This window comes from Pseudomonas sp. JV414, assembly GCF_032424305.1.
In the GTDB taxonomy this organism is placed as follows: Bacteria; Pseudomonadota; Gammaproteobacteria; order Pseudomonadales; family Pseudomonadaceae; genus Aquipseudomonas; species Aquipseudomonas lini.
Genome location: NZ_VYKC01000022.1, coordinates 1,028,300 through 1,047,635 on the forward strand (window position 1 = coordinate 1,028,300; position 19,336 = coordinate 1,047,635).

Consider the following 19,336-nt stretch of genomic DNA (forward strand, 5'->3'; position numbering starts at 1 on the left):
CCCCTGTTTCGGCCAGGGCGCTGCCTGTCGGGTTTTCCGACTCGTCCTGACCGGGTGGCAAGTGACCGGAAAGCGGAGATCCGACCCGATGAATGATCAGGCCAATAGCGTCGACGAACGCTATGTAGCGGCAACACCAGCGAGCCTAGAAAGCTGGAATCGCCATGACACCACCTGGATGCTGGGCCTGTTTGGCACGGCAATCGGGGCCGGTACCCTGTTTTTGCCGATCAACGCGGGGCTGGGCGGTTTCTGGCCGCTGCTGATCCTGGCAGTGCTGGCATTCCCCATGACGTTTTACGCCCACCGTGGCCTGACCCGTTTTGTGTTGTCCGGCCGCGAAGGCGCCGACATCACTGAGGTGGTGGAAGAACATTTCGGCATCAAGGCCGGCGCGTTGATCACTTTGTTGTACTTCTTCGCGATCTTCCCGATCCTGCTGATCTACAGCGTGGCCCTGACCAACACGGTGGGCAGTTTCCTCGAACATCAACTGCACATCATGCCGCCACCGCGCGCCGTGCTGTCGTTCGTATTGATTCTCGGCCTGCTGGCCGTGGTGCGTTGCGGTGAGCAGGCGATCGTCAAGGCCATGAGCCTGATGGTGTATCCGTTTATCGTCGCGCTGCTGTTCCTGGCGGTGTTCCTGGTTCCGCACTGGAATGGCGGCATCCTCAGCACCGCAACCACATTGCCGGAGTCGTCGGCGCTGCTGCACACCCTGTGGCTGGCGATTCCGGTGATGGTGTTCTCGTTCAACCATTCGCCGATCATCTCGGCGTTCGCGGTGGATCAGAAGCGTCGCTACGGCACGCATGCCGAAGAGCGCAGCTCGCAGATCCTGTCCCGCGCCCACATCTTGATGGTGGTGATGGTGCTGTTCTTCGTCTTCAGCTGCGTGCTGACCCTGTCGCCGGCACAACTGGCGGAAGCCAAGGCGCAGAACCTGTCGATCTTGTCGTACCTGGCCAACCACTTCAGCAACCCGACCATCGCCTTCGCGGCGCCGTTGATTGCTTTCGTGGCCATTTCCAAGTCGTTCCTGGGCCACTACATCGGCGCCAGCGAAGGCTTGAAGGGCCTGATTGTCAAGAGCGGCAAACGCCCGGCACCGAAGACGCTGGACCGCATGACTGCGGCGTTCATGCTGGTGGTCTGCTGGATCGTTGCCACGCTGAACCCGAGCATTCTCGGCATGATCGAAACCCTCGGTGGCCCGATCATCGCGGCGATCCTGTTCCTGATGCCGATGTACGCGATCCGCAAGGTTCCGGCGATGGCGCGCTTTCGTGGTCAAGCCTCTAACGTCTTCGTGACGGCGGTGGGCCTGGTGGCGATTTCGGCGTTGATCTATTCGTTGTCCAACTGATGTTTCTGTGGGGGCTGTTAGTCCGCTTCGCGGGCAAGCCCGCTCCCACAGGGTTTGTGTAGATCCTGTGGGAGCGTGGCTTGCCCGCGATGAACGATAACGCGGTCTTCCTGAAGGCAAAAAAAACGCCGCTCATCTCTCGATGGGCGGCGTTTTTTATTGCGTTGTAACGTTAGGCTTGAACGACCGGGATGTTGGCGTTCGCAGCAGCTTCACGGAACTCGGCGATCTGGTCGAAGGACAGGTAGCGGTAAACATCGGCCGCCATGCTGTCGATCTTGCCAGCGTATTCCATGTACTCCTCGACGGTCGGCAGGCGACCCAGGATGGACGCAACGGACGCCAGCTCGGCCGAAGCCAGGTAGACGTTCGCGCCGTCACCCAGACGGTTCGGGAAGTTACGGGTCGATGTCGACACAACAGTCGAGTTCGGCTCTACACGTGCCTGGTTACCCATGCACAGCGAGCAGCCTGGCATTTCCATGCGTGCGCCGGCCTTGCCGTAGATGCCGTAGTAGCCTTCTTCGGTCAGCTGGTGAGCGTCCATTTTGGTCGGCGGCGACAGCCACAGACGGGTTGGCAGCTGACCTTTGACCTGTTCCAGCAACTTGCCGGCAGCGCGGAAGTGACCGATGTTGGTCATGCACGAACCGATGAACACTTCGTCGATCTTCTCGCCAGCAACGCTGGACAGCAGACGGGCGTCGTCCGGATCGTTTGGCGCGCAGAGCACAGGCTCTTTGATGTCGGCCAGGTCGATTTCGATGATTTCAGCGTATTCGGCGTCAGCATCGGCAACCATCAACTCAGGGTTGGCGATCCAGGCTTCCATCGCTTGAGCACGACGTTCCAGGGTACGCACATCACCGTAGCCTTCACCGATCATCCAGCGCAGCAGGGTGATGTTGGAGCTCAGGTATTCGGTGATCGACTCTTTCGACAGCTTGATGGTGCAACCGGCAGCCGAACGTTCGGCCGAGGCGTCGGACAGCTCGAAAGCCTGTTCGATGCTCAGGTTGTCCAGGCCTTCGATTTCCAGGATGCGGCCGGAGAAGGCGTTCTTCTTGCCTTTCTTCTCGACGGTCAGCAGGCCAGCCTGAATCGCGAAGTAAGGAATGGCGTGAACCAGGTCACGCAGAGTGACGCCCGGTTGCATTTTGCCTTTGAAGCGCACCAGGATCGATTCCGGCATGTCCAGCGGCATCACGCCAGTGGCAGCGGCGAATGCGACCAGACCGGAACCGGCCGGGAACGAAATGCCCATCGGGAAACGGGTGTGTGAGTCACCACCGGTACCGACGGTGTCCGGCAGCAGCATGCGGTTCAGCCAGCTGTGGATGATGCCGTCGCCCGGACGCAGGGAAACGCCGCCGCGGGTCATGATGAAGTCAGGCAGGGTGTGGTGGGTGGTCACGTCGATCGGCTTTGGATAAGCCGCGGTGTGGCAGAACGACTGCATCACCAGATCAGCGGAGAAGCCCAGGCACGCCAGGTCTTTCAGTTCGTCACGGGTCATTGGACCGGTGGTGTCCTGAGAACCCACGGTGGTCATCTTCGGTTCGCAGTAGGTGCCTGGACGCACACCGGCTACGCCGCATGCCTTGCCGACCATTTTCTGCGCCAGGGTGAAACCCTTGGTGCTTTCGATCGGGGCATCCGGTTTCTTGAACAGGTCGAACGCTGGCAGACCCAGTTCGGCGCGAGCCTTGTCGGTCAGGCCACGGCCGATGATCAGCGGAATACGACCGCCGGCACGGACTTCGTCCAACAGCACAGGGGTCTTCATTTCGAAGGTGGTGATGACTTCGTCGGTACCGTGCTTGCAGACTTTGCCAGCGTGCGGGTACAGGTCGATCACGTCGCCCATGTTGATGTTGGTCACATCAAATTCGATTGGCAGAGCGCCGGCATCTTCCATGGTGTTGTAGAAGATTGGAGCGATCTTGCTGCCGAAGCAGAAGCCGCCAGCGCGCTTGTTCGGCACGAAAGGAACGTCGTCGCCGAAGAACCACAGCACCGAGTTGGTCGCCGATTTACGCGACGAACCGGTACCGACCACGTCACCGACGTAGGCGATCGGGAAGCCGCTGTTGCGCATTTCTTCGATCTGCTTCATCGGACCGATGGAGCCTTGCACGTCCGGCACGATGCCGTCGCGAGCCATTTTCAGCATGGCCAGGGCGTGCAGCGGGATGTCCGGGCGGGACCAGGCATCAGGAGCAGGGGACAGGTCGTCGGTGTTGGTTTCGCCAGTCACCTTGAACACGCGCAGGCTGATCTTGTCGGCCAGCACAGGACGGTTCTTGAACCACTCGCCGTCGGCCCAGGATTGCAGCACGCCTTTAGCGTGAACGTTGCCGTTCTTGGCGCGTTCAGCGACGTCGTGGAAGGCGTCGAACATCAGCAGGGTGTGCTTGAGTTCTTCGGCGGCTACTGGTGCCAGTTCGGCGTCGTCCAGCAGATTGACCAGCGTCACGATGTTGTAGCCGCCCTGCATGGTGCCGAGCAGTTCAACAGCGCGTTTCTTGTCGATCAGAGGGGATTTGGCTTCGCCTTTGGCGAGGGCAGAGAGGAAACCGGCCTTTACATAGGCAGCTTCGTCCACGCCTGGCGGAACGCGATTGGTGATCAGGTCAACGAGGAAGGCTTCTTCGCCAGCCGGGGGATTCTTCAGCAGCTCGACCAGGCCTGCAGTTTGTTCGGCGTTAAGCGGCTGGGGAACGATACCCAGTGCTGCACGCTCTTCGATATGTTTGCGGTAGGCTTCAAGCACAGTTATTACCCTCATCAGTGGTCCCAAATGGGTGTCCGGGACGCTCATCCCGAAATGGCCGTACTCATGCGCTGCGTGGCGTTGTGGGCCGCTTAGCCAGAATTACCGGCAATTCCTTACAGAAGCTGCTTTCAAAGTTTTACGCCTGCAGAACGGGGAGCTGATGAGGGTTGGCGTCAGGTTTTTCACCGCTGAAAAACCCTTCGCCAACACCGCTCTGAAGGAACGACTGTGCTCGTGACGCTTTGAAAACAGCTTCTAACGGACATTGGCGCCTTAAAAGGCTGGCTGATTCTACGGCAAAAAAAAAATAAACGTAAGTTAGCCCCTGAACTTTGAGGGGTGATGATTCTTAGACAAAGGGCTAACATGCCGACCTGTTCTGCTTTCCCGTGTTTTGCCTACCTATGCCCAATCAGACCATCAAGACCCCTTGCGTCGGCCTCTGCTCCACTGTTTACGGTGATTTGGTGTGCCGTGGCTGCAAGCGTTTCCACCATGAAGTGATTCACTGGAACGGTTACAACGAGGAAGAAAAACGCGCGGTGTGGCTGCGTCTTGAGCAACTGTTGTCGCAGGTGATGGCCAGCAAGGTAGAGATTTTCGATCCTGCGTTGCTGCGTCTGCAGCTGGAGCAGCGCAAGATCCGTTTTGTGCCGCATCAGTCGGAGTATTGCTGGGCATACCAGCTGATCGCCCGTGGTGCGCGGGTCATCAACAATCTGGAAGCCTACGGGATGGTGCTGCTGCCGGAGTTTCGCGACTGGAACCTGCCGGAACTGCGCGATGCCATTGATCGGGAATTTTTCCTGCTGTCTGAGGCGCATTACCAGCGCTACATTGCGCCGGGGTTTCTCAAGGATGCCTTTGGCGGTTAAATCTTAAAAGCTTCGCGAGCAAGCCCGCTCCCACATTGGATCTGTGTCGTTCACAAATTTCATGACCAATGGAGATCCCATGTGGGAGCGGGCTTGCTCGCGAAGGCTATTTATCTGACGCCGAAAATCTCAATGCTGGGTCACGATCTCCTCCAGATGATCCATGACCGTATCCGGCTTGAGCACCAACACATCGCTTTCCAGCGCATCCAGCACCACTTCCGCCGTATTACCGATCAACGCCCCGGACAATCCGGTCCGCGCCACGGTGCCGATCACCGTCACCGATGCCCCCAATTTATGGGCCATGTACGGAATCAACACATCCGCCGGACCTTCCTCGATATGCAAGTGGTCATCATCAATGTCGAATTCGGCCTGGAACGCCTTGCACTGCTCGCGGTAACTGGCCTCGATGGTTTCTTTTAGTTGAAACGTCGGGTCGGCCGCCGACAGCATCGGCGACGGGTGAGCGCTGATCACGTGTAAATGGGCCTTGGCCAGACTGGCGATGTCGTAGCCATGATCGATGATGCTGGCATGCAAGGTGCGGTGTTCGCCGTCGATATTGCCGACATCGATGGCCGCCAGGATCACGCCGCCGGTCCAGGGTTTCGAGGTTTTCACCAGTAACACTGGAGTAGGGCAGGAGCGCAGTAGTTTCCAGTCCGCCGGGGTCAGCAGGGCCTTTTTCAACGCACTGTCGGGGAAGTGCTGCTTGATCACCAGCCCGCAGCCTTCGGCTTGCTGCACATCGACGATGGTTTCTTGCAGGCTTTCGTTCCAGGCCTGTTCGGTGGTGACGCTGTAACCATCCTCCAACAGCGCTGCCTTGAGCACGCCCAGCATGCCGGCGTGGTCATGCTTTTTATCGCAGACCAGCAGGTGCAAATGGGCCTGGGTCACGCCAGCGATCAGTTTGGCCCGTTTGAGCGCCAGGCTCTCCGAATGTTCGGGTTCGATGACCACCAGAATGCTGCGAATGGCTTGCATGATCGGAATCTCCCTGGAAGGTAAAAAACACTGCGTTGGACAACTATAGTTGCTGGTCGGCATTCGGCGACTTGATGCATATCAACGGTTGGCGTCTGGTGGTCTGTCGGCAGGCCGGTATAATCGGCGCCCTTCGTTCTGTACCTTTTATCCGTGAGCCCCATGATCCTTCCCGAAATTCACGAGTTCCTCGGCTGCCGCACGCCTGATGGCTGGGTCCAGGCCGCGCTGGCCGATCAGGAAACCTTGCTGATCGACCACAAAAACTGCGAATTCAAGGCGGCCAGCACGGCACTGAGCCTGATTGCCAAATACCACTCCCACGTCGATCTGATCAACCTGATGTCGCGTCTGGCCCGGGAAGAGCTGGTGCACCACGAACAGGTCATGCGCCTGATGAAGAAGCGCAAGATCGAGCTGCGTCAGTTGTCTGCCGGACGTTATGCCTCGGGACTGCGCAAAGTGGTGCGCAGCCACGAGCCGGTGAAGCTGGTGGATACGCTGGTGGTTGGCGCCTTCATCGAAGCCCGCAGCTGCGAGCGTTTCGAGGCGTTGGTGCCGCATCTGGATGAAGAACTGGGCAAGTTCTACTTCGGACTGCTGAAAAGCGAGGCCCGGCACTTTCAGGGTTACCTGAAACTGGCCTATCAGTACGGTGACGCCAAGGACATTGCTCAGGTGATCGACAAGGTTCGTGACGCCGAGCAGGCGTTGATCGAGTCGCCGGATGTGGAGTTTCGCTTTCACAGTGGTGTCCCAGCCGCTGCATAACCTTGTAGGAGCGAGGCTTGCCCGCGAAGGCGATCTCAAGGACGCTTTCGCCCGCACGTTGCGATCTTTTGCGTCTGAAATGTTAAAAACTCTTAAAAGAATGAAACATCGCCAAAAACCGGCCCCCGTGGCCGGTTTTTACTGCCTGCGATAACCGTCCCGCCCTTGATTGGCGCCATAATGCCGGCCACTTCACTCAAGGGTTGGCAAACGGGTCGTTATGGATAACCTGGGTTTTGGCAAAGTACTGCTGGTGGAAGACGACGAAAAGCTTGCCGGGCTGATCGCGCATTTCCTGTCCCAACACGGTTTCGAGGTCCGACAGGTGCACCGCGGTGATCTCGCGTTGGCCGCTTTCCTCGACTTCAAACCGAAAATCGTGGTGCTCGACCTGATGCTGCCGGGCCAGAGCGGCCTGCACGTGTGTCGCGAAATCCGCAGCGTATCCGACACGCCGATCGTCATCCTCACCGCCAAGGAAGACGACCTCGATCACATCCTCGGCCTGGAATCCGGTGCCGACGACTACGTGATCAAACCGATCAAACCACCGGTGCTGCTGGCCCGTTTGCGCGCCTTGCAACGCCGTCAGGTGCCAGACAGCAGCGTGTGCAGCTCGCTGGAATTTGGCCATCTGAGCATCGACCGCAGCTGCCGCGAAGTACGATTGGCGGGTGAGGGCATTGACCTCACCACCATGGAATTCGAACTGCTGTGGTTGCTGGCCAGCGCCGCCGGCAAGACTCTGTCCCGCGACGACATCCTCAACCGCATGCGCGGTATCGCCTTCGACGGCCTCAACCGCAGCGTCGACGTCTACATCAGCAAATTGCGCGGCAAGCTCAAGGACAATCCGCGCGAGCCGGTGTGCATCAAGACCATCTGGGGCAAGGGTTACCTGTTCAATCCGTTTGCGTGGGAGCTGTAAATGCTGCGGTTATTTTTGGGGCTGTTTCTGGTGATGACGGTTGGCCTGGTACTGGGCCTGCAAACCGTCGAGCGCACGTTCGATGCGCTTCTCGACGGTCAGATGCAGAGCTACAACCGAGAGGCGGGGCGTGGCCAGGCCTGGTCGCTGGTCGAGCAGTTGCGCGGCCTGGACAGTTCGGCCCGGGAGCGCCAACTGGAAGCCGTGCGCCCCCATTACGGCTTGGGCCTGACCCTGGTCGAGACCGATCAACTGTCCCTGACCGATCAGGAAAAAGCCGAGTTGGCCCAGGGCCTGCTGGTGTTTCGCGACGCGTACACGCAATTCATCTCGCGCATTGACGACGGCTCGCAGCTGCTCAGCATCAAACTGCCGGCCGAGCCGAGCCTGATGTCGTTCTACATTGCCGCGGCCTATCTGATGATCGCGGTGATGATCGGTTTCGTGTTGTTATTCTGGGTGCGCCCGCACTGGCGCGATCTGGAAAAACTGCGCCTGGCCGCCGAGCGATTCGGCGATAACGACCTGTCGTCGCGCATCCAGTTGTCCAAGCGTTCGAACATTCGCGATCTGGCCGAACACTTCAACCTGATGGCGGCACGCATCGAAGGTCTGATCGCCAATCAGCGCGAGCTGACCAACGCGGTGTCCCATGAACTGCGCACGCCGATTGCGCGGTTGTCGTTTGAACTTGATCAGCTCAAGCAACAACCCGATGCGACCCAGAATTTCGAACTGATTGCCGACATGTACGCCGACCTCGGCGAGCTGGAAGAGATGGTTTCCGAGCTGCTGACGTACGCCAGCCTTGAGCGCGGCGCCACGGTGATCACGCGGGAAAATATTCAGGCCAGCAACTGGCTCGACAGCGTGGTTGGCAGCGTGGCGCTGGAGGCTGAGGCTGCCGGGGTGCAGTTGTTGATTGTTGAATGTCAGGTCGACGAAGTTCGCATCGAACCGCGCTTCATGGCCCGCGCGGTGATCAATTTACTGCGCAATGCCATTCGCTACGCCGATGAGCGGGTGGAAGTGTCGTTGGTGCGCACCGGTGATCATTACGAAGTGCGGGTCAACGACGACGGGCCGGGCGTGCCGCTGGACGGGCGGGAGAAAATCTTCGAGCCATTCTCGCGCCTGGATGCCAGCCGCGACCGCCGCACCGGTGGGTTTGGCCTGGGGCTGGCGCTGGTGCGACGGGTGTCGCAATCCCATGGCGGGCAAGTGGAAGTGACGGATTCGCCGTGGGGCGGGGCGTCGTTTCGCATGACCTGGGCGCATGTCGATTAGATTTTTATTGCGCTTACTGGCCCCTTCGCGAGCAAGCCCGCTCCCACATTTGATCTGTGTCCTTTACAGATCTTCCGTGGGAGCGAGGCTTGCCCGCGAAGGGGCCATCAACAACCCCCCCTCTCAAAAGGCATAAACCGCCTGCCCAGCCAACGACGTCTGCATCCGCCGCTCCACAATCGGGCTGTCCGCCGCATCATTGGCCAGGTACTGCACGGCCAGCACCGTCGAAACGCTCCACTGATTATCGATCGGCAATGACCACGTCAAATCCGCCCCGCGACTGAACAGCCCGCCATGAGTGTCATGAGCCCGGAACTGACTGCGTGAGGCCTGAGCCGCGCTGACGCCATACCAGGTGCGCACGTAACTGCTGTCGCCGAACTGACTGTTGAGGCTACCCACAAGCTTGCCGTAGTCACCCTCATAAAACGGTGCGCTGATGCTCAGCTTCAGCCGGTACCAGGCCGCGCTGGTGTCGTGATCGTCATCGTCTTTTTCCAGCGCATGTTCGAAGGTCGCGCCGAGGATGATCGGCCCCATGTTATAGGTCCCGTCCAGCCCCAGCAGCGGGCGCGACTTGATCGAGCCCATGCCGTCGAGCTCATCCGAGCCTTTGAACCCGCTCTTGCGATCCTTGCGCACATCACTGGCGCCGATGTATACGCTCAGACCGAAATCGTCTTCATCAAACGCCCAGCCCAGACCCTTTTGGGTATCGAGAAAAAAGCCATAAGGGCTGATGATCTCTGCCCCCAACAACGGCGCGACTACGCGTTCATCACTGCCGCTGTAACGCGGCACGCTGGCGGCACCGGCTCGCAGGCTGTAGCGCCAGTCTTCGGCGTGCAATGAGTCGGAAGAGATGAGCAGGCAGCATGAAGTCAACGGCAGACACAACGAACGGAACATGGGAGCACCCGAAGGGAGGTTGGATGCGCCCATGCTAGGCGGGTGCCGGCCAGCAATCTTTGACAGCTTTGTCGGGAAACTGTCAAAGACTGTGAACGGCCTTAGCGGCTCAAACCCAGGCGCTCATGCCATTGGGCGATGGATTCTTCAGGCCAGACATCACACTGTCGATCAGCGGGCTGCGTCTGGACTTGCACCCATGATGCTTTCGAACCGAGCATCACGTGCGTGTACTCGGGTGGCACCGGCAGCGCCGTGTCGATGACCGAGGCGAATGGGTGAACAAGGTCTGGCCATTCAGGACTGAACACCCATAATCCCGAGCCGCAAACGGAGCAGAAATGCCGCTCGGCGGTGCTGCGGTGGGCACGTTTGTCGCCTTCTTCCTTGAGCCGCGCATGGTAAATCGAGATGTGCTTGCGACCGCGTACCTTGAGGGTGACGGCATCGCCAGCGATGTTGATCGCATAACCGCCACCGCCCTGAGTCTTGCGACAGATCGAGCAATAGCAGCGTTGATAAGGGTAGGGGTGGGCGCTGGTCAGGCTGAACGACACTGCGCCGCAATGGCAGGAGCCTTCGAGCTGCATGGGAACCTCCGACGGGTCTTGGGATGACTCAAGACAGCCTAGACCGTCAGGGTTTCCGGGTAGTTGAATTTGTGCTGGATGTGCGGGCCTCTTCGCGAGCAAGCCCGCTCCCACACTTGATCGTTGTCGTACACAAAATCCGTGCTCACTGAATATCTAATGTGGGAGCGGGCTTGCTCGCGAAGAACGATAACGCGGTCTACCGGCTGGGCACCCGCCACAAATACCACGCCGCCACCGTCCGATAAGGGCGCCACACCAACCCGATTTCAATCATCTGCTTACGCGTCGGCTGTACCTCCAACCCCTTCAGTCGCCGATAACCCTCGCGCACGCCAAAGTCATCGGCCGGCAAAATGTCTGGCCGCTCCAGGCTGTAGATCAGTAGCATTTCCACCGTCCAGCGACCCACCCCGCGCAAGGTAATCAAGCGTTCGATCAACGCTTCATCGTCCATCGCCAGGGCCGTGGCGTAATCCGGCACCACGCCGTCCAGAGCCGCCTGAGCGATGCCCTGAATGGTCGCGATCTTGCTGGCGGAAAATCCGCAACCGCGCATCTGTTCGAAGTCTGTCGCCAGAATCTGCTCGGGTCTTGGGAAGGTGCTCGCCGGAAACAGCGCCAGCAACCGGCCGACAATCGCATCGCCGGCCTTTGCATGCAGCTGCTGATAGGCAATCGCCCGCACCAGCGATTCGTAAGGATCACGAGCCGCATGGGGCTGATGCAGGCAGGGGCCGATGGCGCTGATGTGACGTTGCCAGTCGGCGTCGAGGGCCGAGAGAAATTCGCTGGCCAGTTGATAGGTGTCGGGCATGGAGCATCCTGAAGCGCGGGTGACTGCGGGGAAGATTAGACCTCACCCCGCAGCGCCGCACTCCATTGCTTGCGGTCAAACTTTGCCGGTGGGGGCCAGCAGCGCGTTCACTTGGCCATACGTGAAGGGCTTGAGGTCGCTGCTATCGAGTTTTCCGGTTTCCAGAAAGCTTTTCGCCACCGACGCCATGGCGCCGTAGAGGAATTCGGCGATGCTCGAGCCGGCGCTCAAACGGCGCACGCCGAGGGCTTGCAGTTCTTCAGGCGAAGGCAGGCCCGCGAAACCGAGCACGTTCACCGGCAGCGTCGTGCCACGGCACAGCGCTTCGATCTCATACGCCGCCGTGACGCCCGCCGCGAACAGCCCGTCGGCACCGGCGGCCTGATACAACGCGGCACGCTTGAGTGTCTCTGCCACGCGATCTTCGGCCGGCACCAGGCCCCTGAGGTACACGTCGGTGCGAGCGTTGATAAACAGCTTCACGTCCCGGCGATCGGCGACCTGGCGAGCGATTTCGATCTTGCGCGCCAGCAGCTCGGGCGACGAAGCACCGTCCTCGATATTGATCCCCACGGCACCGGCGGCGATGACAGCGTCGATCACTTCCGCAACCCGCCCCAGGTCATCGGAATAACCGGCCTCAATGTCCACGGTCAACGGCACCGTGATAACCCGGGCGATGGATTCGACGGTGGAAACGAGGCGTTCAAGTGGCAGGGTGTTGCCATCCGGGTAACCGTGAACCCAAGCCACCGCCGCGCTGCTGGTGGCGACGGCCTTGCTGCCCAGCTGTTCCACCAATCGCGCCCCGGTGGCATCGGCGACGTTGGTCAGAATCAGCAGGCCGCTCTGGTGCAGTTGATGGAATTGGTTGTCGAGTGTGTCCATCGAATGTCCTTCCTTATGATTCTTTTTTTTGAATAAACGGTGGATTAATCAGAACGCGAGTTGTTGAGTGATTTGCACCGCAGCGCTTTCCAGCCTGAGCAGAAACGCCTTGCGCGGTTGTCCTCCACCATAGCCGGTCAATGAGCCGTCTGCACCGATCACCCGGTGACAGGGCAGGATAATCGCCAAGCGGTTTTGTCCGTTGGCCAGGCCCACGGCGCGACTGGCGCCGGACTTGCCCAGTAGCGCGGCGATCGCGCCATAAGTAGTGGTCTGGCCGTAGGGGATTTTCATCAGTTCAGCCCACACTTGTCGGGCGAAAGCGCTGCCGGGCAGGTGCAGTGGCACGTTGAATTCGGTCCGTTTGCCGGCGAAGTATTGCGCCAGCTCTTCTTCGATCTGTTGCAAATGCCCGTTGTGACCGGGGGCCACGGCGTAGCCATAACGGTTTTGCAGTTCTTCGATTTCCTTGGTCAGTGCCGGTCGATCGAGAAACTCCAGCAGCACCAGCCCACGCTGTTCGGCCATGGCGATCATCGGCCCCAGCGGTGTGGTCAGTCGAGTGAACAGCAGTGGCTCGCTGTGGGCGGCGCGGCCGGGTGTGATGTGGAACGATTTTTGAAACGCATCGCGAAAGCCGCTCAGGGATTCATAGCCGGAGTCGAACGCAGCGTTGTCGATGGATCCGCCTTGTTTGATGCCACCGAGGGCGATGCCCAGGCGTCGGCTGCGCAGCCAGGCGTGAAAGGTCATTCCGAAATGTTGCTTGAACCAGCGGCGCAGTTTCAGCGGCTCGATGCCCTCGGCGAGCAACTGGGCATCAGTCCAGCGCAGGTCAGGGTCGGCGTCCACTGATTTGAGCAGTCGCTGCACCCAGTCTGGCGCGATGGCCGCGGCGTCCAGCGGCTTGCAACGCAGGCAGGCGCGATAGCCCGCCGACATCGCCTCATCGGCATGAGCGAAAAACTCGACGTTTTCCGGCTTCGGTTTGCGCGCCGTACAGCCGGGGCGGCAGAAAATGCCAGTGGTTTTGACCGCGGTAAAGAACACCCCCTCGTAGGCGGTGTCGCGTTCGAGCATGGCGCGAACCATCTCGGCGTGGGGTGGAAGCACAGCGTTTTGTAGGTTCATGGGCAGAGCATATGCTGCGTCGCCCGACGTCTCCACCGGAAAATCGACAGTGAATTTTTGTAGCCCTGAGCTACAGTCATCGGGTCACCGATAATCCTGTAAACGATATTTTCAGGAATCATCCTAATGCAACCGTTCACGATCAAACACATCGATCACATCGTCCTGCGCGTCAAGGATCTCGAACGAAGCATCACTTTTTACGGCGAGGTATTCGGCGCCGAACTGGTCAAGCGCCGTGACGACCTGGGCATGGTGCATTTGCGTGCGGGCACCTCGATGATCGACCTCGTCGACATCCAGGGCGAACTCGGCCGCAAGGGCGGTGCTGCCGCTGGCCACGAACGGCGCAACGTCGATCACTTCTGCCTGCGCATCGAACCGTTCGACGAACAAGCGCTGGTCAGTCACTTGCAGTCCTTCGGCCTGATACCCGAGAAAGCCGCCGTGCGTTTTGGCGCCGAAGGCCACGGGCTGTCGATCTATTGCTTCGATCCGGACGGCAATCAGGTCGAACTGAAAGGGCCGTCCCAAGGGTAAAGATCACGCCCGTTTCGCCATCAGCAGCACCGAAGCCGCTGCCGACAACAATCCCGCGCAGCAACGGTTGAAAATCCGCTTGCCCCGAGGTTCGGCGAACCAACGGCGCATGTGCAGGCCCATGTAGGCGTAGGCGCTGATGGCGATCCATTCCAGCATCAGGAACAACGCGCCGAGCACGACGAATTGCGCAGCAATTGGTCGAGTCGGGTCGACGAACTGCGGCAGGAATGCGGTGAATAGCAAGATAGCCTTGGGATTGCCCGCCGCCACCAGAAACTCCTGCCGCGCCAGAGCGACAATGCCAATCGGCGCGCCGGTCACAAGCTGCTCGGTCTCCGGATTGGCGCGCCACAGTTGCCATGCCAGGTACAACAAGTAAGCCGCGCCGATGATCTTTATCGCATAGAACAGCCATTCCGAGGTTTGCAGCACCACCGACAACCCGGCGGCGGCCAGGGCGATCATCCCGGCAAACGCCAGCAAGCGACCGACGCCGGCCACACAGGCGCGACGATAGCCATAGCGGGTGGCGTTGCTGACCGACAGCAGATTGTTCGGGCCGGGGGCCATGTTCAGGGCGAAGCAGGCCGGGAGAAACAGGGTGAGGGTGGCGAGGTCCATGACGACGTCTCCAGTAACGAGAGACATATTTTTATCATGAGTGACGAGTGGGCCGGCCCATACAGCGATGGACGCAAATCGCCGTACACTTGTGCCGGGTTGGTCAAGACAAATGCCAGTCGGTTAGCGCAATCCATGTGGGAGCGGGCTTGCTCGCGAAAGCGGTGTGTCAGGCAACATTAATGTTGGCAGATACTCCCTCTTCGCGAGCAAGCCCGCTCCCACAGGTTCTGCGCCTTAGCTGACTGGCATTGCTTGGTTAAGGCCGTTTTTTCAACGGACTAAGCGACTAATTCTGCGGATCGATATTGTCCAGCGCCCGGTTCACCGCCAGCTCGCCCAGCATGATGTTCTGCTGAATCCCCAGCATGGTGTTGCGATGCGGGTTTTCCAGAAGGTTTGCAAAATCACTGAGCATGACACTGGCTGATGCCAGTGATTCGCAGGCATGGGCCAGCAAACTTTCGGTATCCATGTCGGGGGCGACGATGAACATTCTGCTGGGTTTACGGGCAGCAGTAGGTTCTTTGGGGGGCTTGAGGTAATGATCGAGCGCGCGTTCAGCCGCGTCGTGGAGCTTTTTTGAGTCGATGGATTCGTAGGGGGAAACGTCGTCGTCGGTTTCCGGTGGATTAGGTGTGATCTTGAACATTGGCTCTAACCTCTATATGAGTAAGGCTGCAACCAGTTCGCGACTAAACGAATAGGAGGCAGCTGTGCGCAGGTTAGTCGACCGATGAGCCAAGAAATCGGCGCGCCGAAGCGCCCTGCGCACAGCCACCATCAAGTGCAGGGATGGGATACCTGACTGATAGAAGCATGTGCATCTTGACATCAGCGAGCGACTAAACCCGACCACTGATAGGCAGTGGCAGGGAAACGATAGAGGCCAGGGCCAAAGCGCACAAGCCGGCGGATTCTGGCGTAGTCGTAGGCAATGACGCAAGACGCTGTAGCTTTCAGGAAGTAACGCGCAGCCATATTAAACAAGTTCCCCTAAACACCCAAAATCCCCCCGTAGGAGCTGCCGAAGGCTGCGATCTTTTGATCTTGATTTTCAGCGGTCCGGGTGAAGATCAAGATCAAAAGATCGCAGCCTTCGGCAGCTCCTACAGGGGATCTCATTCGTCATTCAGGTTGGGATAAAAGACGCGCTATTTGATCTGCACAATGACCGGACCTTCCGTCACGATCGGCGGGTTCGCTTGGATATTCGATGCGTTTTTCTGAATCCAGTCGCGCGCAACTTTCAAGCTCGCATCGCTGCCAGCCTTGTCCGTGCAAACAGTCACCGCCGTACCGCCATCACCCGTATTCAGCAGTGTGTAACTTACCAGGCCAGGCACTGTCCGCAGGGTCGCTTCGACGTCGGCCTTGCGCTGTTCCAAAAGATCGAAAAGCTGCTTTGCTCCAGCACCCAGGTAGGTTCTTATAACCGCATACATGGTCGTCTCCTTTAGGAGTTACCGTCTTGATGCCAATCCAGATCCGCTAATGGCCGCTATCACTCAGGTTTCAGTTCGTCCCGATCTATTCAGCTTAGCCAAGCGCCCGGCGGCGAGCGAAATGCAACGACCACCGGCCACTTTAGGTCGAAAGCGAACCTGCGTTCGCCCGTTCAACATGTGTCTATCTCCGCAGGTATTGCCCGAAACGCACGTGTGAGGTTCAGATGTGGACTAGACTTCGGATTCCAGGCTGGACGGTCAGGTTCTTTCAGGGTACTGAAAAAACCTGACCGTTCCCTAAGTACTACAGGGAGTTATCGCCATGACGTTCTTGCATTGCACGCAATCCTCCTCACATCCCCGTTGGGATGGTAGCGATACTCTGGTAGGCAAGGAGACTCGGATGCGGCGCAATAGGGGCGTTCTTGCCGGTGTCAGCATCCTGGGGATTTTCGCACTCAGCCTACTGCCCACTCAGGCCATTTCTGCCACCGCCACCGCAACGTTCGCCGTCTCCGCGAGCATCGTGGCCGGTTGCGGGATCACGGCTTCTCCCTTGGCCTTCGGCGCCTATACAGGCGTGCAAGCCGATGCCGAATCCAGCCTCTCGGTCAACTGCACCAACACGACGGCCTACAGTGTCGGCCTCGGCGCCGGGACGAGCGGCGGGACCGCGACAGCCCGGCAGATGTCCGGCACTCCCGCAGGTATCCTGTTCTATGCGCTGTACTCGGACGTCACGCGGGCGATCAATTGGGGTGACACCGGCGGCACTGGCCTCATAACCGGAACCGGCAGTGGCTCCGCCCAGGTGATCCCGGTCTATGGACGGATAGTGGCGGGGCAGCTTAGTCCACCGGGCACGTATGCCGACACAATGACGGCTACCGTCACCTTCTGACCTTCGAAGCTGTGGTCAAGCCTGCTTCTTTCCCCAGAAAGCCTATCGGCGAAATGTGCCCCTTCGTCGCAAAGGTGCGGATTTGACGTGTTAAATGCCACCTTGACTGGTTGTTTCCCCCTTGGATGCTAACCTCAGCCTGCGAATAACCCCTTAAAGGGAATGGGAATTTGAATGGGCTTGGGGTTTTAGCGGTCTTGAGCACGATGTTCAGTGCAACTGTATTGGCCGCACAGCTTCAGGTTGAGGTCCGGGTCAATGTGCAGCGCGGTTGTCAGTTGGTTGGCCAACAGCGCGAGGCGGGTGTCGAGCAATTGGGCGTCCTCGACTTCGGCACCACCGCCCGCCTGGACGATCCGGCTGGGGCATTGAGTGCAGCACTGCTTGACGCACGTGTGCCACGCCTGGAATGCAATCCCGATACCCCTTACCAATTACAAGTCGACGGCGGCCTGCATGGTGGCGTAGGCGAGGTCCGCTATCTGGCGGCCAGCGCAGAGCGCAGCAAACCCATTCCTTATCGCCTCTATCAAGACGCTGCACGGCAGATTCCGCTGCCGGTGAATGTGCTCTTGAGCGGACGGGTGCCGGATTCAGGTACGGTGGATTTGCCTCTGTATGCCCGTATCGAACGACTGGCCGAGATTCCCCGCGTCAGCCGTTATTCCGACCTCTTGAAAGTGACCGTGAGCTGGTAACAAGGCATTGACATGGCGATGGCGAATACTCGCGCGATCGTGGCGGGGGTCTATACCGACAGCCTGACGATCACGCTGGATTGGTAAAACTCAGAGGATGGACATCATGCACATGCTGCACCAAGGATTGGATTTTCTCGTTCTGGTGCCTTACGACCTGTACGCCGACTCTGTCGCCATTGAATTGATCTTCTAGTGCGATGCCGTTCTGCCGTGCCAATTCTGATCTGCGCGACCGGTTTGCCACTGCCGCTGTCGGCGGTGACCAGTCAGAGTTTTCAGGTCAGCGCGACAGTGACAGCGACATGTCTGGTGATGGGCGGGAATTCCAATTACGGCAACCTCGATTTCGGCTCTCAATCGGCGCTGGCGACCAATACCGTGCAAGTGCAATTGAGCGGCGGCGTGCAGTTGCAATGCACGCCGGGCGTGACCCTGAGCATGAGCATCGATGGCGGCCAGTACAACAGCAACGGACGGCACTTGCAGCTCGATGGCGGCAGTGCCCGAGTGGCCTATCAGTTGTTCAGCGACGCGGCGTTCAGTGAGCGCTTGGGCATCGGGCAGAACGTGGCCGTGGCCTACAGCGATGCGAACGACATCAGATTACCTATTTACGGACAAGTGCAGTTACCGGGTAATCAGCCCGGGGGGATTTATAGCGATGTGCTGCAGGTGCAGCTGTCGTGGTAGCTCGGTAGTTCGAGCATAAGGAGTAGGCATATGTGTTCACCTTCCCGCAGGTCACCGGCCGCGCGTTGCGCTGTGCTGGCGATGGTCTTGCTGGGCGCGGTCAAGGTGCAGGCGGCCAGTTCGGTGCTGATCTGGCCGATCGATCCGGTGCTGGAGGCTGATCAGCAGGCGAGTGCGCTGTGGCTGGAAAATCGCGGCAACGAGACGGCGAATCTACAGATCCGGGTGTTTGCCTGGAGCCAGAGTGGTTTCAGCGATCAGTATCAGAACCAGCGCGATGTCATTGGCAGCCCGCCGGTAGCGAAGATCGAACCCGGGCAGAAGCAACTCGTGCGCCTGACCCGTACCCGCGATATACCGCCGGGGCAGGAGTTGGCCTATCGCATCATTATCGATGAGATCCCCTCGGCCAGACCTGTGGCGGCTGAAGACGGAAAAACCGCTGCCGCCATTCGGTTTCAGATGCGTTACTCGGTGCCGCTGTTTGCCTATGGCGCCGGTCTGTGGAGCAAGGAAGACATGACCCGTAAACGCGACCCCAAGGGCGTCGGCGTGCCTGATCTGAGTTGGCGTAAAGTGGCGGTCGATGGGCGTTTCTACATGGAAGTACGCAATCAGGGCGCGGTGCATGCCCGGCTGACCGATGTCGCGTTCAAGCAGGGCGGTCAGACACGGCTACTGGTTGAGGGATTGCTCGGTTATGTGTTGCCGGGAGCGATCATGCGTTGGCCGACACCGGAACCGATCACCGCGGATCAAGTATTGCAAGTACGGGTCAATGGCGCGCCGCAAGCTCAGAGCATTGCGCCGGGGCGTTGACAGCCTGGCGATGGAAACAGTGTGGCGAGGGAGCTTGTTGTGGTGAGAGGGCCGCTGTGGCGAGGGGGCTTGCCCCCGTTCGGCTGCGAAGCAGTCGTAAAATCTGCAGATGCGTTCTACCTGACAAAATGATGTCACCGATTTTAGGGCCGCTCCGCGACCCAACGGGGGCAAGCCCCCTCGCCACAAGTGTTGTGCGCGCCTCTTGATCGCCACAGCTGATGGACATCAGGTCAAGCCCGCTCGCAACAGTAAGGAAATGTCCATTGACGGACG

Annotated in this window: 20 protein-coding genes; 10 read left to right on the forward strand and 10 right to left on the reverse strand. The window is 59.2% G+C overall.

What is annotated here, in order from left to right:
• Positions 1–88: 88 nt before the first annotated feature.
• Entirely contained in the window at positions 89–1,369 is a 1,281-nt protein-coding gene (locus F6R97_RS28680; protein WP_315867502.1) for a serine/threonine transporter, read from the forward strand.
• 172 nt (positions 1,370–1,541) lie between these two features.
• Here F6R97_RS28680 and acnB read toward each other — a convergent pair whose 3' ends face one another.
• On the reverse strand, positions 1,542–4,142 hold the full coding sequence (gene acnB, locus F6R97_RS28685; protein ID WP_048394592.1) for a bifunctional aconitate hydratase 2/2-methylisocitrate dehydratase: 2,601 nt from the start codon (positions 4,140–4,142) through the stop codon (positions 1,542–1,544).
• A gap of 407 nt (positions 4,143–4,549) precedes the next feature.
• Between acnB and F6R97_RS28690 the strand changes: the two genes are divergently transcribed.
• Positions 4,550–5,020 carry a DUF1289 domain-containing protein gene (locus tag F6R97_RS28690; protein ID WP_048394589.1) on the forward strand — a complete coding sequence of 157 codons (471 nt, stop codon included), beginning with the start codon at positions 4,550–4,552 and terminating at the stop codon, positions 5,018–5,020.
• A 129-nt stretch (positions 5,021–5,149) separates the two neighbouring features.
• Here the strand turns inward: F6R97_RS28690 and F6R97_RS28695 are convergent, their stop codons facing one another.
• Entirely contained in the window at positions 5,150–6,013 is an 864-nt protein-coding gene (locus tag F6R97_RS28695; protein ID WP_048394587.1) for a universal stress protein, read from the reverse strand.
• 162 nt (positions 6,014–6,175) lie between these two features.
• On the opposite strand from F6R97_RS28695, the gene F6R97_RS28700 reads away from it, so the two are divergent.
• The 3 genes from F6R97_RS28700 to F6R97_RS28710 all read left to right on the forward strand — a co-directional run bounded on the left by F6R97_RS28700 (position 6,176) and on the right by F6R97_RS28710 (position 8,999).
• Positions 6,176–6,784 (forward strand): tRNA-(ms[2]io[6]A)-hydroxylase, encoded by a 609-nt coding sequence (locus F6R97_RS28700; protein WP_007906324.1) that lies wholly within the window; start codon positions 6,176–6,178, stop codon positions 6,782–6,784.
• Positions 6,785–7,004: 220 nt separating this feature from the next.
• Complete coding sequence (locus F6R97_RS28705; protein ID WP_038984134.1) at positions 7,005–7,712, forward strand: winged helix-turn-helix domain-containing protein; 708 nt, start codon at positions 7,005–7,007, stop codon at positions 7,710–7,712.
• Positions 7,713–8,999 carry an ATP-binding protein gene (locus tag F6R97_RS28710; protein WP_315867503.1) on the forward strand — a complete coding sequence of 429 codons (1,287 nt, stop codon included), beginning with the start codon at positions 7,713–7,715 and terminating at the stop codon, positions 8,997–8,999.
• A 123-nt stretch (positions 9,000–9,122) separates the two neighbouring features.
• Here F6R97_RS28710 and F6R97_RS28715 read toward each other — a convergent pair whose 3' ends face one another.
• From F6R97_RS28715 to F6R97_RS28735, 5 genes are all read right to left on the reverse strand, one after another.
• Positions 9,123–9,911 carry a MipA/OmpV family protein gene (locus F6R97_RS28715; protein WP_038984132.1) on the reverse strand — a complete coding sequence of 263 codons (789 nt, stop codon included), beginning with the start codon at positions 9,909–9,911 and terminating at the stop codon, positions 9,123–9,125.
• A 101-nt stretch (positions 9,912–10,012) separates the two neighbouring features.
• Complete coding sequence (locus F6R97_RS28720) at positions 10,013–10,501, reverse strand: GFA family protein (protein WP_315867504.1); 489 nt, start codon at positions 10,499–10,501, stop codon at positions 10,013–10,015.
• Between the two features lie 199 nt (positions 10,502–10,700).
• Positions 10,701–11,318 (reverse strand): DNA-3-methyladenine glycosylase family protein, encoded by a 618-nt coding sequence (locus tag F6R97_RS28725; protein WP_050682499.1) that lies wholly within the window; start codon positions 11,316–11,318, stop codon positions 10,701–10,703.
• 75 nt (positions 11,319–11,393) lie between these two features.
• Complete coding sequence (locus F6R97_RS28730; protein ID WP_315867505.1) at positions 11,394–12,206, reverse strand: isocitrate lyase/phosphoenolpyruvate mutase family protein; 813 nt, start codon at positions 12,204–12,206, stop codon at positions 11,394–11,396.
• Between the two features lie 48 nt (positions 12,207–12,254).
• Positions 12,255–13,337 (reverse strand): trifunctional transcriptional activator/DNA repair protein Ada/methylated-DNA--[protein]-cysteine S-methyltransferase, encoded by a 1,083-nt coding sequence (locus F6R97_RS28735; protein ID WP_315867506.1) that lies wholly within the window; start codon positions 13,335–13,337, stop codon positions 12,255–12,257.
• Between the two features lie 126 nt (positions 13,338–13,463).
• On the opposite strand from F6R97_RS28735, the gene F6R97_RS28740 reads away from it, so the two are divergent.
• A complete protein-coding gene (locus F6R97_RS28740; RefSeq protein WP_315867507.1) occupies positions 13,464–13,877 on the forward strand; it encodes a VOC family protein in 414 nt (137 codons plus the stop codon).
• A gap of 3 nt (positions 13,878–13,880) precedes the next feature.
• Here the strand turns inward: F6R97_RS28740 and F6R97_RS28745 are convergent, their stop codons facing one another.
• The 3 genes from F6R97_RS28745 to F6R97_RS28755 form a co-directional block, all read right to left on the reverse strand.
• Positions 13,881–14,501, reverse strand: coding sequence for a LysE family translocator (locus tag F6R97_RS28745; RefSeq protein ID WP_315867508.1), 621 nt, complete (start codon positions 14,499–14,501; stop codon positions 13,881–13,883).
• Positions 14,502–14,790: 289 nt separating this feature from the next.
• Positions 14,791–15,153, reverse strand: coding sequence for a DUF6124 family protein (locus tag F6R97_RS28750; RefSeq protein ID WP_048394573.1), 363 nt, complete (start codon positions 15,151–15,153; stop codon positions 14,791–14,793).
• Positions 15,154–15,655: 502 nt separating this feature from the next.
• Positions 15,656–15,946: a hypothetical protein gene (locus tag F6R97_RS28755; RefSeq protein WP_038984124.1), complete on the reverse strand. Its 291-nt coding sequence runs from the start codon at positions 15,944–15,946 to the stop codon at positions 15,656–15,658.
• 406 nt (positions 15,947–16,352) lie between these two features.
• Between F6R97_RS28755 and F6R97_RS28760 the strand changes: the two genes are divergently transcribed.
• The 4 genes from F6R97_RS28760 to F6R97_RS28775 all read left to right on the forward strand — a co-directional run bounded on the left by F6R97_RS28760 (position 16,353) and on the right by F6R97_RS28775 (position 19,060).
• Positions 16,353–16,850 (forward strand): spore coat U domain-containing protein, encoded by a 498-nt coding sequence (locus F6R97_RS28760; protein WP_038984123.1) that lies wholly within the window; start codon positions 16,353–16,355, stop codon positions 16,848–16,850.
• 206 nt (positions 16,851–17,056) lie between these two features.
• Entirely contained in the window at positions 17,057–17,548 is a 492-nt protein-coding gene (locus F6R97_RS28765) for a spore coat U domain-containing protein (protein WP_390176081.1), read from the forward strand.
• A gap of 213 nt (positions 17,549–17,761) precedes the next feature.
• Positions 17,762–18,241, forward strand: coding sequence for a spore coat U domain-containing protein (locus tag F6R97_RS28770; protein WP_231983797.1), 480 nt, complete (start codon positions 17,762–17,764; stop codon positions 18,239–18,241).
• 30 nt (positions 18,242–18,271) lie between these two features.
• Positions 18,272–19,060 (forward strand): molecular chaperone, encoded by a 789-nt coding sequence (locus F6R97_RS28775; RefSeq protein WP_315867509.1) that lies wholly within the window; start codon positions 18,272–18,274, stop codon positions 19,058–19,060.
• Positions 19,061–19,336 lie beyond the last annotated feature (276 nt).

Excerpts from the sequence above, each read along its gene's own strand:
- F6R97_RS28680 (WP_315867502.1), top strand. The coding sequence starts at position 89 with ATGAATGATCAGGCCAATAGCGTCGACGAACGCTATGTAGCGGCAACA.
- F6R97_RS28690 (WP_048394589.1), top strand. The coding sequence starts at position 4,550 with ATGCCCAATCAGACCATCAAGACCCCTTGCGTCGGCCTCTGCTCCACT.
- F6R97_RS28695 (WP_048394587.1), bottom strand. The coding sequence starts at position 6,013 with ATGCAAGCCATTCGCAGCATTCTGGTGGTCATCGAACCCGAACATTCG.
- F6R97_RS28700 (WP_007906324.1), top strand. The coding sequence starts at position 6,176 with ATGATCCTTCCCGAAATTCACGAGTTCCTCGGCTGCCGCACGCCTGAT.
- F6R97_RS28705 (WP_038984134.1), top strand. The coding sequence starts at position 7,005 with ATGGATAACCTGGGTTTTGGCAAAGTACTGCTGGTGGAAGACGACGAA.
- F6R97_RS28710 (WP_315867503.1), top strand. The coding sequence starts at position 7,713 with ATGCTGCGGTTATTTTTGGGGCTGTTTCTGGTGATGACGGTTGGCCTG.
- F6R97_RS28715 (WP_038984132.1), bottom strand. The coding sequence starts at position 9,911 with ATGTTCCGTTCGTTGTGTCTGCCGTTGACTTCATGCTGCCTGCTCATC.
- F6R97_RS28720 (WP_315867504.1), bottom strand. The coding sequence starts at position 10,501 with ATGCAGCTCGAAGGCTCCTGCCATTGCGGCGCAGTGTCGTTCAGCCTG.
- F6R97_RS28725 (WP_050682499.1), bottom strand. The coding sequence starts at position 11,318 with ATGCCCGACACCTATCAACTGGCCAGCGAATTTCTCTCGGCCCTCGAC.
- F6R97_RS28730 (WP_315867505.1), bottom strand. The coding sequence starts at position 12,206 with ATGGACACACTCGACAACCAATTCCATCAACTGCACCAGAGCGGCCTG.
- F6R97_RS28735 (WP_315867506.1), bottom strand. The coding sequence starts at position 13,337 with ATGAACCTACAAAACGCTGTGCTTCCACCCCACGCCGAGATGGTTCGC.
- F6R97_RS28740 (WP_315867507.1), top strand. The coding sequence starts at position 13,464 with ATGCAACCGTTCACGATCAAACACATCGATCACATCGTCCTGCGCGTC.
- F6R97_RS28745 (WP_315867508.1), bottom strand. The coding sequence starts at position 14,501 with ATGGACCTCGCCACCCTCACCCTGTTTCTCCCGGCCTGCTTCGCCCTG.
- F6R97_RS28750 (WP_048394573.1), bottom strand. The coding sequence starts at position 15,153 with ATGTTCAAGATCACACCTAATCCACCGGAAACCGACGACGACGTTTCC.
- F6R97_RS28755 (WP_038984124.1), bottom strand. The coding sequence starts at position 15,946 with ATGTATGCGGTTATAAGAACCTACCTGGGTGCTGGAGCAAAGCAGCTT.
- F6R97_RS28760 (WP_038984123.1), top strand. The coding sequence starts at position 16,353 with ATGCGGCGCAATAGGGGCGTTCTTGCCGGTGTCAGCATCCTGGGGATT.
- F6R97_RS28765 (WP_390176081.1), top strand. The coding sequence starts at position 17,057 with ATGTTCAGTGCAACTGTATTGGCCGCACAGCTTCAGGTTGAGGTCCGG.
- F6R97_RS28775 (WP_315867509.1), top strand. The coding sequence starts at position 18,272 with ATGTGTTCACCTTCCCGCAGGTCACCGGCCGCGCGTTGCGCTGTGCTG.